Raw genomic sequence first — 15005 nt, forward strand, 5'->3', positions numbered from 1 at the left:
GAATGTTGAAAATTTAAACCAAATTATTGCTGAATGTCTAATTAAACAGACCTACCCTATAAGTCTGTGTAAAATTTGTTCGCCTTATAAATTTTGTAGGCAATGGATAAAGGATGAACAGTTAATCTTTAACTATATATAAGATCCTAAGCTTGATACAATCCTTCTTTTATCATTAAGAAGTATATCGGATGTTTGCTAGAAAAAAGGGGATAGGGGGGCAGTTTGCCTGCCTTCTTTTGGGGTTGTTGGCAACTAATCAGAGCTGGGCTTTTAAGTTAAAGAGTCATGTATTTGTTGGTCAACAAGTAATCAATGATCTTGCTGATGATGGCAAGCTGACTTTTGAAATCAATAATAATTACTATGATATCGATGTTCCAGATGATGTTTCTTCAGCGATTCTGAAGAATCAGTCCGCTTATCTGCTTGGCAATATTGGGCCCGATGCTTCTCCCGATTTTGTAGTTGGGCAGACCAGCGTTCACCCTGGAGCACTGGATAAAAATGAGGCTGGTGATGCGATAGTTCAAGAGGATAGCACGCGTTATAACACAGACGATTGGCTAAAGTACTTGCTGACCCAGAAGGACACCTCTAATATAGGAAAAGCTTATATCTATGGATACCTCGGGCATGCCTCAGCGGATGTATTCGCTCACACCTATGTAAACCAGTACTCGGGTGATATTTTTGCTATTTTTGATGGTGAAAGTTTAAATGAAAAGCGCCATATAGCTCTTGAATCTTATATTGATTCCAGGGTGCCTATTCTGCGTGATCACCTCGGAAAGGTCCTCGGTGAGCCTCACCAAAGAATTGACCTCAATGATGATGAACTGTTTGAGTTTCTTCGAGACAAGCTTATTTATGCTGATATTCCAACAGAACAGTATGGAAAAAACCCCCTGGCATCTCACTTGGCTTCAATTTCAAAGTTCAGGGAACAGCTATATAACCAGGCAATTGATGCAAATGGCTATTGGCACACCATTGATGTATGGGTAACCCAATACCTTATTAAGGATTGGACTGGTTATGAGATGCCAGAGTCAATGGCTAGTGATTTGAATAACATTGCCAATGATTTTATTGATGAAGTCAATATAGGTATCGATAAAGCTCAATCAATAAGTAATAACTTACTAAAGTACAGGCTTGATTTTGAGGGGCGTGGCTTTGATGGGGTAGCAGATGCCTTAGATAAGGTGCAAAGCTCACATACCAAGCTAGTCAACAAAAAGCATGAGTTAGAGAAGGCCCAGCTGGACTGGCGCACAGAAGTAACGGCAAAAGGTTGTGAGTTTGCCCTTAAAACAATTGACCCCGCTGGTCTGATTGACAAGTCAATTGACCTTGATCCTATTGCTAACATGTTGGGTGTTGATGGTGTAGAGGACCTGGTAAAGTTAGCTTTGAACCCGGGGAGTCTATTTGATGGTGATGGTGATGAGCACTGGTATGCGAGAGATTTTGATATTTCAGCACATCAACTTTTCTCAGACCAATATCTCTATGAGCAGCATAGAAAAATAGAGAGCGAAGTCCCCTTTAATAGTAGATACCCTAGACATCTAACATATATGATTGATGGTGTTACAGATGTTTTGAATTTAGCACGAGAAAACACTCAGGCACCATTTATTCCTATTGCATCAAGTAATATTTTTATTCCTCTTATTAATGACAAAAAATATGATTGGAAGATGCGTGTATCTTTAGATCACAATGTTGTAGATCATTTTTGGGTTCGTGAGGCGGAATCAGAAAAAATGATAATCAGTATGCAGGCTGATAAGCTCATCTCAGATGATGTAGATGTATGCGAGAGCCTTGCAAAGACTGTTCACGCCAGCGAATATGCAGCGCTTAAAGTTATTCATGATCTAGAAGAAGAAGCCAATGATTTGGCTAAACAAAATATTAAGGATGCTAGAGAAGCTCATGCGGAAATGCAAAAAGCACAGAAAAATCTGCATGCCATTGCAGATGCCGCCATCGATCTTTTGCAGCTTCTGAATAGTAATGTTAGCCCGATCCAGTCCAAATTTGAGATGTGGAAATCAGGGGTTGATGTTGCAATGTTGGAATATACACGCACTACCGCTACCATGATGGTAAATACCATGGATAAGAATGCTAGTAGTGTAGATCCTTTAACTGATTGGGTATATTGTTATGGCCCAACTTTTATTGGGGTACCATCGCAAGTTTGTGATATTTGGCAAAATGTCGATAGTATGATCGATTCCCTGTCTGATGTTTTGACGGTTCTTGATAATGCGCCAATTCCTCTTACGGTACGCAATGCCAGAGAAGAGCTCCGAAAGGCAATTGATGGGTTAAAAGGGGAGGTAAAGGAGTATGCGATTGAAGAGGTGGAAGATGTGCTGCCCACCGAATTCAAGGAGTTACTCGACCTGCTTGATGCACCCATGACCGATACTGCGCTGAATACCTGGTATTCGAAAAATGAATCCAATACTCAGCATTTGGTTAAAATCCCAGATATGGCTTATCGAGTCACAGCAGAGATGCGCCTGGATGGTAATGGCGACTACAGTGTGAGTGAGTATCCAGTAGTAGCAAATGCCATTACTTTGGCGAAACTAGCCTTGCTGGATACGGAGGGGCTGAAAGCATTAGCCAGGACTCAAGGTTTGAGCGAGTCTATTTTTAATGGATTAAGCGCTGATAATCTTGTTGCTGGTGCCTTCAAAAGCATCGACGGTAATCATCAATGGATGTTGTGTGCACCACCGTTACCAAGATCTATTGGGAGTGAGGACAAATACCGTTTCTTTGATAACTTCTCTACATCATCAGGTTTTGTGCTATGGAAAGACTGGCGTGCAAAAAATGATTTGTTTGATGGTTTGTTTAAGGGACCGTTAACCGCTGGAGTAACCAATCCTACTGTGATAGGTTTTGATTGGATTCTTGATGCAGGCTCTTCTTACAGAACACTGAATGAGAGCTTCCCATATCCAGATCGTCAATGCGCCATGCCCTAATAAGGTTGACCTCTTTTGTATCACCTTATTGGTGAGTCGAGGAGTGTAGGATAGAAAGGCCCCTAAGAGCATTTTTCTAATGGAGCCTTTCTATTAAATCTTATCTACTTTATTTAGGCAGGAATTGCCTGCCTAAATACCTGTAAAATTTTTTTCAAAAAGTACATATATTTTCTTATTGGCTCTAAGTGTATTGGTAATCAGATCGATACAATTGCTTTGGCGCTAATTGCTAATAAAATTTAGGAGCACTCTCATGTGAGTAATAGATGGGCGAAATTAGTAGTTTTTGAAGCCGTGCCAATTATCACCCTGACAAGTAGTGATTGTTGGTATTGAGTGCTAAATAAGCAGTAAGTTCTATAATCCCTGCGCATTCAACTGACTTAGACTGCGAGATAAAATGTCTGCCTGGCAAACTAATAACCTCCAGGGACTCTAATAGAAAGCTCAAAGTTTTAATTAGTCTCTTTGACTACTAAATAGTCATTCACAGGGCGGATATAAACCGAAGCTATGCTGAATTTTCGAATTGGTGTGTCTATTTTTGTAATATTTATAAATCGTTGTTTTAGTATATCTGTATTCGTTTGCTTCAATGACTGAAAAAGCTGCTGAGGTTTTTCGTCTGTGTCATAATCATTGAAGCCTGAGAAGTTGACTATCAATCGGCCTACGAAGTTGGGTTTCATAATTCAAACTGACAGCCATTTAGAAAATCTGGATATGGCTGATGGTGGTGAGACAAAGCTGACAATAAAGACAATCTCTTTTACTCTATTCTCTGTTAATTTTCATAGCTCATAGGCTAACCTGTCGGAATAGAACTCCACAACCAGAAAAAGGATTTCTTCCTTTGTCATTTTTTCTAGTGATACTGCTTGTTCTGAGCAGTCTTGTCCTTCTAATTCTGGGAGGTAAATTGCCTCGTAATTTAGTGTCTTGGGAAGTGCTTTTATCAGGTCGTTAAATAAGATGTCAGTGCCATCCAGGCCGGGTAGAAATACAAGTTTCAAAGTCATCACCTCAGAATGCTGAACTGTTTTTACCGATAGAAATATGTCTGGGCATTTCAGTTTAGGGTTGCTACTTATTAATAGGGATGCTTGTGTGCATATATAATCTGGATATATTCAATTTTTGAATAATTATTACAGTTGTGGATGGTTTCGAGAAGTTAAAAAGTATATTTTTTAATTTAGAGATGATAAATTACGTGGTATTTGTTTATTGCAAACATAAGAGGTCGATCATGTTGTTTAAGGTTTTTTCCGTATTCGATTGGAAATCGATAATACTTTAATCGAAGATGTCAACTTAAGTGGGTGGTAGTTGGTATTTTAGTTCCAGGTGAGGCGGTATTTCAGGCTGCTTTTGAGTGGTAGTGAGAACAATAACTTTGAGTTGGTAGTAGATTTGTTGTCGTTTTTGTTGTCGTTTTTGTTGGTGAGTATTTTTACACTTTAAAAAGAAAGATGAATATTAGAATTGTTTCGTTAGTAAAAGTGGTTTTAATTGGTTGTTTGTTGAGTGGGGCTGGAAAAATTTGGGCTGAGGAGGAAGTTGCAACCTCACCTGTACCAGGATGGGTAACAAATGTAGTTATTCCTGAAGTAAGTAAGACTCCAAATGACAAAATTCAGAATGGAGTTCATTACTTGCTGTTAGATACACAAGTTAAGGTGGGTGAGGAGAAGGTGCCAGATTATTTCTTCCGGATGGCTGAAAACATTATTAATCAAGAGGGAGTAGATGAGAGTTCGCAGATTAGCATTAACTATGATCCTGCCTATCAAAAAGTAGTTCTGCACTCTATTAATGTTATACGAAATGGAGAAGTGTTAAATAAAATCAATACAGCGCGTATGGATTACATACAGCGTGAAGAAGAAATGAGTGAATTGATTTATAGTGGCCAAATAACATTAAATATTCTTCTGGATGACATTAGGGTAGGGGATGTTGTAGAGTATAGCTATACTCGCTCGGGAATGAACCCTGTCTATCAAGGGCTATTTGCTTATAGTTTCAATCTTAACTGGTCTGTTCCATTAGAAAGTCATTTTCTTCGCATACTTTGGGAAAAGCCAAATCCTCTCCAGTACTCGATCGTAAATAGTGATTTAGAATTAAAACGACGGAAACTAGGTGATGCCAATGAGTTTATTTTACAGGATAGTAAAATTGACCCTTTGAAGTCTGATGATGATACTCCCTCCTGGTTTAGTCCATGGGGGGCTGTTTACTTTAGTGAGTCTGAGACATGGGAAGATGTTGGTATTTGGGGGAGAGGGTTGTATGAGGATGTATATCATATTAATGAAGATATCTCGAAGCTAGCAGATAATATAAAATCAAACTCATCAGATAAGGGTTCCCAGATATCGGCTGCACTAAAGTTTGTTCAGGATGAGGTGCGTTATTTAGGAATAGAGTTGGGGGAAAATTCGCATAAGCCCAGATTGGCGAGTGAGACATTAAGAAACCGCTATGGTGACTGTAAAGATAAAACCGTACTATTTCTTACTCTACTAAAAGAGTTAGGAGTTATAGGTTATCCTGCGTTAGTTAATACGGAGTCAAAGTTAAAGAATAAAATCCCTAGTGTCAGATCCTTTGATCATGTCATTACCTATTTTGAGTTTGAGGGTAAAGAGTACTGGGTAGACGCGACTAGAAGCTATCAGCATGGTGCTTTAGATACAATCCACCAACCAGACTATGGAAAAGCACTCGTACTAAGACCTGGCGTCGATAACTTAACAGAAATGCACCCGACTTTTGCAAAATTTGGTGTGTTTGTAAAGGATGAGTTCAATATTCCTACTGAAGGCTCTGTAGCATTTAAGTCAAAGACTGTTAATTATGGATGGAATGCTGAAAGACAAAGGCGAGGCTTGGCGAGTAATGGGCGAGACTCAATTCAGAATGGATATCTGGAATTTTTTGAAGGCTATTATCCTGGTATTGAAGTTGAAACTATAGTTGAATTTGAAGATGATCTTGAGAGGAATATTTTTTCTTATACCGAGCAATATAGGATTGAAGAGTTCTGGGAGAGTAAGCCTGAAAGAGAGCGGTATGAAGTTGATTTTTATGCAAATATTGTCAGTTCGGCGATTTCAAAATATGATGATAGGAATAGGCGGCACCCTCTAGAATTATTGTATCCGGAGCTAATCGAGCAGATCATCGAAGTCAACTTTGAAGGGGATGATTGGTCCTTTGATAATGAGTTTTTTGAGGAAGATAACAAATTTTTCCACTTCAAGAATACCGTTGATTATCAGGAAGCCACTAAAAAACTGAGGTTAGAGTATTCATACCAAAGCAAGATTGATCATGTTAAGGCTGAAGATTACAAGTCTTACATTGAGGCAATTGAAAGGGTAGAAAATCACTTGAGCTATGGTGTCTACAAACGGTATACAAATTCTTCTATAGTAAATGAGGGCGAAGGGGGGTTGGTGTCTCAGTTGTCTGTCGCCACATTTATTTATATATATGCATCTTTCTATGTGCTGCTTATTTTTATGTGGCGTTATGAAAGGTGGAAAAATCCAGTTAAACAAGACGCGATTTATTACCCAGTTTCTCTAGGTAAGTTGATAGCGATGTGGATTTTTACTTTTGGATTATTTGGTGTCTATTGGTTCTATAGGAATTTTAAGTATATTCGGGTACAGGAGAACAGCGCAATCATGCCGGTTGCCAGAGGGATATTTAACGAATTTTGGTATTTCCCCCTTTGGAACAATCTAAAAGAGGATAGCGTAGACCGTTTTGGTGTTTCTCACTTGCCTGGTAAAAAATTGGCAATCCTATTGGCTATAATCTTTCTAGTCTCGTCGATTTTAGGACATATTACAGATTACGTCTTGCTATCCTTGCTGATAAGTGCATTAGCTATATTGCCTCTAGCAAATTATATGATTTTTGTTAATGGTGCCAAATCATCTGCAGAGATAAATAATTCCCGTTGGGGTATTAGGCATGTTCTATTGATTTTACTTGGCCTGCCTCTATATGTGATTCAAATAGGAGGCGAAGTTGGGTTGACTCCGAGCGAAGCGGTAATAGATGGCAGCGAAATTTCGGCTGATAACATTAAGTTTATGCAAAGACAGGGGATAATAAAACCAAAAGATGAAGTTGAATATTTTTATAGTGATGCCCTTTTATTTGTGAGAGATGATGGGAACGGCTTCACTCAACGTCATGTATTTTCTTATTGGAAAGAGGAAGGGGTATTACAGAAAGAAGTGGCGACTTATGACAAAGTAGAAGATATCCAGGTTGAATGGGGGGGCTTGGAGGATAATACTACGGTCACCATCCTTAGGAAGGATGGTAGTGACTTCATCCTCTATGTTTCTGGCGTAGATGGTAGGGATAAACTATTTGTCAATGCCCTGAAAGCACAATGGCAGTCTATTCAGTAATTATTTTTTAACGAAAAGGTGGTAGATAGCTTTAAGTTTAAGAGGCTGGCCGCTATCTATCCCGGCTTAAGGGTTCGGACATTGCTGACCTCAAATTAGGAATAAACAAATGATTACAACCATTGATATCGGTATATCTAATGCCCTTGCATTCAAAATATCTGGAGATATTACTGAAAGTGATATTTCTGAGGTATTTGACCAGATGAAAGCCCTTGGGGAGAAATATGAAAAGATCACAATTTACGAAGAAATAGAGTCATTCGATGGCCTGGAGTTTTCGGCAGTTGTAGAGAAGTTCAAGTACCTATTTGAGGTTGGCATCTCAAATATATGCGCCGTGGCGATTTTGACTGATAAAGAGTGGCTTAAGAAAGTTGTAGGTGTTGAGGATAAACTGTTTCGAGGTATTGATATGAAGTGCTTTTCTCCAAACCAGCACACAGATGCGGTACATTTTTTAATGCAGTATGCACCTACTGATGATTAATTTATAGTTTGGTTTTCATTCTTGTAAGACGGTGAGTTTATGTCAGAGGCATTAGAATTGGCAAAATATTACTTTGACCTTTCAAATCAGAGTAATTTTGTCGAGATAGAAAATCTATTTGATGAGTCTTCCACATTCTGTGCGCGAGATGGCGCACTCTATCTGGGTGTGAAAGATATTATGGTGATGCAAAGGGTCCATCATGGCTCTTATAGCAAGTTAGAATGGATTGTAAATAAAGTGGAGGAGGTTAAACCCTGCATTATTCGTTTTGATTTTGACTTTGAGGGCACTACTCAAGAGGGTGAAACTGCCAAGATGTCTGGCGTAGAGTTTGTAATTGTCGATAGGGGAATCATTCGACATATAGATGTTCGAAGCCAGTAAGATTGCGATCTTCTGAGGTTCACGGTAGGTTGTTATGCTAACGATATTAATAATGAGGATAATCCGGAATGGCTATGGTTGTTGAGCAGATTGAAGGTTTTGATCTTGTGGGGCTTAGTACAAGAACCAAGAATGCCAATGAGGCAGATCCGGGCACTGCAAAGATTACCCCCCTTTGGGATAAGTTTGGCGCAGAAGCCGCACCAAAATTGCGTGGCACTCCCAAGGTGTATGGTGTGTATACCAACTATGAGTCAGACCACACGGGCTTGTTTGATGTCTTTGCCTGCTCCGACATGCTTTCTACGGAGATGTCAGAAGACTTTAAAACAGTTCATATAGAGCCAGGCAAGTACCTTGTATTTGGCGCACAGGGTGAGATGCCCCAGGCAGTTATTGATCTTTGGGGGGAAGTGTGGGGTCATTTCTCAGCACCGGACTGCCCTCATGAGCGAGCTTACACTACTGATTTTGAGCACTATGCAAGCCCTAACGAAGTTAAGATTGCTATTTCTATCAAATAGTAATGCAATCTTTTCGATGCTTACTGCGGCGAGTACCAGATTGGTGAGCTGAAGGCGCGCCCTTGCTGAATGAGGGGCACCTTCTCGTCCATATCAATGCCAAAACGCACCTTATCGTAGAGCGTCCAGCGAGGTGTCGGTATTTCAAGGGCGCGCAGATAGTAGACAGCGCTTTGCTTGGGGTTAAACTCCGGGTCTTTGAAAAGCCCAATCAGCTGGGGTTCGCCAATAGTGTTCGAGTATTTGGCTGTGTCCAGATCAACGGTGTTGCCTACAGGTGGAATCTTACCGGCACTGTCTATTTTGCGCCCACCGGACCACTTTACATTAAAGATCTTTTCCCTGGTGAGCCCGTTGTCATCCAGCCAACCTTTAATGATTTGTACTCGGTCTAAGTTAGCTCCTTGAGGGTCTTTCAATACAGCTACAAGAAAGGTCGCTTTTTGCTCCTCGGTGGCGGGAGGCAGCTTTTGCCCCATCGGTACCCCTTTTTTATAGCCATTCGCCACTATGTCTCCTTTGATATCTGCATCCGTATAGTCATAACCGCCAAAGAAGCGCACGGAAATCCGGGGACCTGTGGTGGCGAAGGTCTCCTTGCGGTTCATTGCATCCCAGATGGCTTCGCGGGTATTCTCTCTAGCCCATACACCAGTGATGCCCGAAGCGGCTTGCTCCCATCCAAAGTACTCGCCACCAACCCCTTTCAATAAGGGAAATGCCCAGCGTTGTTTATTACTGGGTTCCAGGGTTTTGAACTTGCCGTAGAAATTATCCTGATCAGGAGTGGAGAGGCCTGTGTGAGTGTCTGTACCTGCATTGGCACCGTATTGAAAAGGGTTGGTGCCCAGGGCTTTCTCCAAGCGCAGTCCGGATTTGAGAGCCTCGCGCCAATACTCGTACTGTAAGGCACCGGGAGGTTTGGGTTTCAGGATTAGGTTACCGCGGTCCCAAAGGTCCCAATTAGCGAATTCATCCTCGGGAGAAAGGGCAGGGTGAGACTCACTCTGCCCTTTTACCTGAACAAGTTCATAGAGTGGCTCATAGCGCGCACGAAGCCGAGCCCACTCTGGAGTTAGGGGAGAGTCGTCAAACTGCTTCTCGATAAACATGCGCCCATTGGACATATTGCCGTTGTGTGGAATCGCTAATACTCGCCCACCAGTTTTATCCTCATAAGCCTTCATCCATTCCCAGAGTTTTACCGGTTTCTGGGTGTCGAAAGTAGTCAGGGGTATCAGTGATTTGGTGCGATCGGCTCCATCGCGAAATATGACGTTGCGATGCAGGTTATCACCGCCATCGGCATTGACCGTCCACTCGAAAGCAATAAAAGTTGTGAACTCACCGGGTTTGTAATAGCGCTCTGCGGCGTCAACGGTTCTCTCCCAAGCGGTACGCATCCACTTGGGGTCCATTACCTGATTGGGGAGTTTGCCTTGGGACTGGAGAACAATGACCTCGCTCTTGGCATCATTGGTGGCTTCCTCGCTGCCGGAGGCGAGAGCATCGTGCCAGCGTTTAAGGGTGGGGTCGGACATCATCTCCGGGTTGCCAGCGACTATCTCACTAATAACGCCCATGCCGTCGGAGTGATCGGTGATCATAAACCAATCATAAGGTCGGTTTAATTTTGCTTTGAGTCCGCTGTTGGAAGTAACTTCCTTTCCCAGCGCAAACTGATAAGCATCGTCCGGGGTGAGTATTGCGCCATCCAACCCCGCGTCGACAGACCAGCCAGTATGGACATGTGTATCGCCAAAATAGACATTGCGTGCGATACGTTTGTCAGAACTTTCCTGGGCCTCTATCTCTGCTTTGATCTCCGGTGCCATGGCGGTAAGCACCTCACGCTGATTTTTTTCTTGTGAAACTTGTTCGTTCTTTTTATTAGGTTGCTCCTCAACCTCACCATTATTTTTTCCGCAGCTATATAGGCCTGACGCGACTGACAGGGCGATCAGAATACTTTGCAGTTTTTTTATTTGCATGCCGGGCGCTCCATTGCCTGGGCAGAAAATGAGTGGCGCCGATATTGATTTCGGTACCGCCTCCTTAGGTGAAAATACAGCTAGCATAGTTGAGCGGCGTTTTTTTAGGGGCGGGTAGGCCGAAGGGTGGGTCTTGTTATATCGCGGAACAATGGATAGTCTTCCATGCCCCACTGGATTGGCAGGTTTGCGCACAATCCTGACCCGCATTAGTTAATTTAGTCAGATTGCAAAAGCTGAGCGCAATTTACTCCATCTGCCGTATCAGACTTAAAGCAGGTTTATGAGCAACAACGAAAAGCGTCCACTCTATATCCCCCACGCCGGTCCCTCCCTGTTGGAGATGCCACTGTTGAATAAAGGTAGTGCCTTCACTTTAGAGGAGAGACTTGAATTCAACCTGGCCGGGCTTCTGCCAAATAATGTCGAAACGATTGAGGAGCAGGCTCGGCGCGCTTATCTACAGTACCAGCAATGTAAGACGGGGCTGGACAAGCACATATATCTGCGAGGGATTCAGGACGATAATGAAACCCTGTTCTTTTACCTGATTGAGCATCATATTGATGAGATGCTGCCGATCATCTATACGCCCACCGTAGGGGCAGCCTGTGAGGAATTTTCTAACATTTACCGCAATCATCGCGGTCTGTTTGTCTCTTACCCAGACCGTGAATATATTGATGATATTTTGCGAAGCGCTACCAAGGAAAACGTCAAGGTTATCGTAGTGACCGATGGTGAGCGTATCCTCGGTCTTGGCGATCAGGGTATTGGTGGAATGGGTATTCCTATCGGAAAACTATCCCTGTACACCGCCTGTGGTGGTATCAGCCCGGCTTATACACTTCCCGTCACCCTGGATGTTGGCACCAATAATCGCACCCTCCTCGGCGACCCCATGTATATGGGCTGGCGTCATGAGCGCATTTCCCAAGAGGAATATGATGAGTTCTTAGAGCAGTTTATTGAGGCGGTAAAGCGTCGCTGGCCCAAGGTGCTGGTACAGTTTGAGGATTTTGCCCAGACCAATGCCATGCCACTGTTGCAACGCTACAGGGATCAAATCTGCTGTTTCAATGATGATATCCAAGGCACCGCCGCTGTCACTCTGGGGACCATTCTGGCCGCCTGCAAAACCTGGCAGGAGCCATTAACGGCCCAGCGGGTTTTGATTGTGGGTGCCGGTTCTGCCGGTTGCGGAATCGCCGAGCAGGTGGTGTCCGCCATGGTGCAGGCTGGCCTTAGCGATGCAGATGCGCGCTCGCGCATTTTTATGTTCGATCGCTATGGGTTGGTAACCTCTGATATGAAGGGGCTACACGATTTCCAGGCTGCACTGGCCCAGTCTCCGGATATCTTGGATGGGGCAGCCGAATCAGACCTGCAAAGCCTGATTAGCAAGGTAAAGCCGAGTATTCTTATTGGCGTATCCGGACAGGGTGGTTTATTTAACCAGCAGGTGATTGAGGCATTACAGAAGGGCCATGAGCGCCCGCTGGTGATGCCGCTGTCAAACCCCACCTCCCGCGCTGAAGCGACCCCTACAGAAATATATACCTGGACCAAGGGAGAGGCGCTGGTGGCTACCGGCAGCCCATTTGCCGCAGTGGAAATTGATGGGCATCACCACCCGGTGGCCCAATGCAATAATGTGTATATCTTCCCGGGTATTGGCCTTGGGGTGATTGCCGCGAATGCCACGCGGGTTACCGACGGCATGTTGATGGCAGCCTCCAATGCTCTGGCAGAGCAGGCGCCAGTGGTGAAGCAGGGGGAGGGCGCGTTATTGCCACAATTGGATGATATTCGAGAGGTGAGCATTGATATCGCCAGGGCTGTGGCTGCCCAGGCACAGCTCGATGGGGTTGCGCCCAAAGTGAGCCATGAGCATCTGGAGAAATCTCTCAAGCGTAACTTTTGGCAGGCCGACTATCGCAGTTACCGCCGTCGTTCTTTCTGACCACTTAATAACAGCCCTGGCCGGGTAGTTCTACCCGGCTTTCTTCTTTTAAGCCAGTTGCTCCCCTGAGAAGAAGACTTCCGGTTGGCGCAGAACCAGATAATCCTCCCATTGGAAACCGCTGCTTAAGAACTCAATCGCAGCTCTAACGCCCGATAAGAACAAGTGCTCACAGTGTTTTCCTGGCATTGCGAAGTCCAGCCAGTGGGGGTGCTCACCGCTGGTCATCGGTTCTATAGCGATCTCTTTTACCAGTGTGTGGTACTCCGCATTCAGGCTTGCCCGCACATGGTTGTCGAGCATATTACGGCAGGTATTGATTAGCCCCATGGCAAAGCGCCCCACCTTGTCAGACCTGGGCTGGTAGTGGTCCACCTCCAGCTTGATACCAAAAGTGGGTAGCTTGGGAGTACCGACTGGCTTGTGGAAGATATCAAAGGGGAAGTTGGATACCAGGCCGCCATCAACAAACTGAATCTCTTTAGGGAAACCATTTTTAAAGAACAGCCGGGGATCGCCAATCCCTTTTATACTGCGCCAGTTCTCAGCCACTGAACTGCATTCATCCAGCTGGGGAATATCCTTCACAGTGTAAGGTTTGAAAAAGCCCGGCACAGACATGGAAGCCCGGACGAACTCGGCGGGATTCACCGCATCCGGGTTACTAAAATAGAGCGGTGCCTTGGCTGGGAATACGGCTCGTGTTTCAGTGGTAATATCCGCCGCAACCAAAGCGACTTCTGCATTGCCTACTATAGGATCGGGCTCTCCCCGGTAGTGAAGGGTGGGAAACTGATTGATACGCTGGTTGAGTTGTGCCGTATTGGTAATGCCCAGCTGGCGCAGTTCCTCTCGTAGCCATTGGGTAAAAGCATCGCCAGGATTGAGGCCTTTTTCTCGCAACAGTTGCTTGCAGGTTCGTAGAGAATCGAACGGATGTAGGGCCAGGCTATTAAAAAGCCCTTTGCCTTTAAGCAGGCGTTGTACTGTTTTGCGCGCAAAACGTTCGCCGTCTTCAAAGCTGGCAAAGTCCGCCTTAGCCATAATATCCAGTAACTTTGCACTCTTACATGAGCCCGGTGTGCCGGCAGCGGCTAAAAACAGCGCATTGATGGCACCTGCAGAAGTGCCCGCAACCTTGCGAAAGCGTATGCCAGCCTTCTCAAGGATATAGGTGTAGCCCACCAGGGCAATCCCCAACATGCCACCGCCTTCCATTACCAGATCCACATACTGGAGCCCATCGGCATCCTGTACATCGCTAAAGGATTTACCTTCGATCGATTTGCGCGAATTTTGCCAAAGGGTATCCGCTTGGGAGATAGCACTGGTCACCCACGCTGTTTTACTCATTTGATCTTTCCCTGAAGTGGCGGTCGATTCCATACGAAAGTTAAAAATATTATCGGTTAAAAGAGTGGGGCAGGGTATCACCTAGAATCAAATTCGCCATAGCGTCCAGTTTGTTTTTCGTGCCTTCCCACCTGGGCATCACTTGATTCATTAAACGGTAAAATCGCTCGCTGTGGTTGTGTTCGGCGATATGGCAGAGCTCGTGCAAAATCACATAGTCGATGCACTGGCGCGGTGCTTTTACCAGGTGGGGATTGAGGGTAATACGCCCCTGGGGGGAGCAGCTGCCCCACTGGGTTTTCATACTGAGGATACGCAGGGGCGGGCGCCCGGAAATCCAAAGGGTCTGCTCAAGCAGTGTATCCAGGCGGCGGTGAAAAATTTCTTTGGCGCGCGCCTTGTACCATTCGGCCAAAAGCAGGCGCACTCTTTCGGGATCTTTTTTCCGCACGGATACTTCCAGCTTGCCGCGCAGTAATTTCACCTGCTGTTGGGCGTCTTCAGACTCAATGACTTTCAGCAGATATTGCTTGCCCAGATAGTAGTGGCTCTCGCCGCTGATATATTGCCGTGGTGTAATATATTCCAGCGCTTTGCGGAAATCCCGCAGCTGCTGGTAAATCCAGCGCCCGCGTTTTTTTACCGCCTTTAATACTGCATCGTTATCGATAGGTTCCGGTGCGCTGACCACCACACGGCAGTCTGGGTGTACTTTGATCAGCACTCGCCCACTGGCCTGGGGGCGGGGTTGGCATTCAAACGTGATGCGTTCATCCCCATAGGCAAAGCTCAATTGCCGGAAGTTGGGGTTATTTTTTTGGGAAAAAATAGGCACATTCAT

General features: G+C 44.5%; 10 protein-coding genes. 6 read left to right on the top strand and 4 right to left on the bottom strand.

Annotated features, from left to right (window positions below; translation table 11 throughout):
* Window positions 1-191 precede the first annotated feature (191 nt).
* Window positions 192-3014 (top strand): zinc dependent phospholipase C family protein, encoded by a 2823-nt coding sequence (locus ACJJI7_RS15685; RefSeq protein WP_444901772.1) that lies wholly within the window; start codon window positions 192-194, stop codon window positions 3012-3014.
* 794 nt (window positions 3015-3808) lie between these two features.
* On the opposite strand, the gene ACJJI7_RS15690 is transcribed toward ACJJI7_RS15685, so the two are convergent.
* On the bottom strand, window positions 3809-4030 hold the full coding sequence (locus ACJJI7_RS15690) for a hypothetical protein (RefSeq protein ID WP_444901771.1): 222 nt from the start codon (window positions 4028-4030) through the stop codon (window positions 3809-3811).
* A 459-nt stretch (window positions 4031-4489) separates the two neighbouring features.
* On the opposite strand from ACJJI7_RS15690, the gene ACJJI7_RS15695 reads away from it, so the two are divergent.
* The 4 genes from ACJJI7_RS15695 to ACJJI7_RS15710 all read left to right on the top strand — a co-directional run bounded on the left by ACJJI7_RS15695 (window position 4490) and on the right by ACJJI7_RS15710 (window position 8857).
* A complete protein-coding gene (locus ACJJI7_RS15695) occupies window positions 4490-7456 on the top strand; it encodes a DUF3857 domain-containing transglutaminase family protein (RefSeq protein WP_444901770.1) in 2967 nt (988 codons plus the stop codon).
* Window positions 7457-7565: 109 nt separating this feature from the next.
* Window positions 7566-7946, top strand: coding sequence for a SpoIIAA family protein (locus ACJJI7_RS15700; protein ID WP_444901769.1), 381 nt, complete (start codon window positions 7566-7568; stop codon window positions 7944-7946).
* A 39-nt stretch (window positions 7947-7985) separates the two neighbouring features.
* On the top strand, window positions 7986-8333 hold the full coding sequence (locus ACJJI7_RS15705; RefSeq protein WP_444901768.1) for a hypothetical protein: 348 nt from the start codon (window positions 7986-7988) through the stop codon (window positions 8331-8333).
* A 68-nt stretch (window positions 8334-8401) separates the two neighbouring features.
* Window positions 8402-8857 carry a GyrI-like domain-containing protein gene (locus tag ACJJI7_RS15710; protein ID WP_020415042.1) on the top strand — a complete coding sequence of 152 codons (456 nt, stop codon included), beginning with the start codon at window positions 8402-8404 and terminating at the stop codon, window positions 8855-8857.
* 20 nt (window positions 8858-8877) lie between these two features.
* Here ACJJI7_RS15710 and ACJJI7_RS15715 read toward each other — a convergent pair whose 3' ends face one another.
* Window positions 8878-10848: a DUF3604 domain-containing protein gene (locus ACJJI7_RS15715; RefSeq protein WP_444901767.1), complete on the bottom strand. Its 1971-nt coding sequence runs from the start codon at window positions 10846-10848 to the stop codon at window positions 8878-8880.
* Window positions 10849-11131: 283 nt separating this feature from the next.
* Between ACJJI7_RS15715 and ACJJI7_RS15720 the strand changes: the two genes are divergently transcribed.
* Complete coding sequence (locus ACJJI7_RS15720) at window positions 11132-12811, top strand: NAD-dependent malic enzyme (protein WP_444901766.1); 1680 nt, start codon at window positions 11132-11134, stop codon at window positions 12809-12811.
* 48 nt (window positions 12812-12859) lie between these two features.
* Here ACJJI7_RS15720 and ACJJI7_RS15725 read toward each other — a convergent pair whose 3' ends face one another.
* Both ACJJI7_RS15725 and ACJJI7_RS15730 read right to left on the bottom strand, forming a co-directional pair.
* Entirely contained in the window at window positions 12860-14164 is a 1305-nt protein-coding gene (locus ACJJI7_RS15725) for a patatin-like phospholipase family protein (RefSeq protein ID WP_444901765.1), read from the bottom strand.
* 49 nt (window positions 14165-14213) lie between these two features.
* On the bottom strand, window positions 14214-15005 hold the full coding sequence (locus ACJJI7_RS15730) for a M48 family metallopeptidase (RefSeq protein WP_444901764.1): 792 nt from the start codon (window positions 15003-15005) through the stop codon (window positions 14214-14216).

Source organism: Microbulbifer variabilis (genome assembly GCF_056232115.1).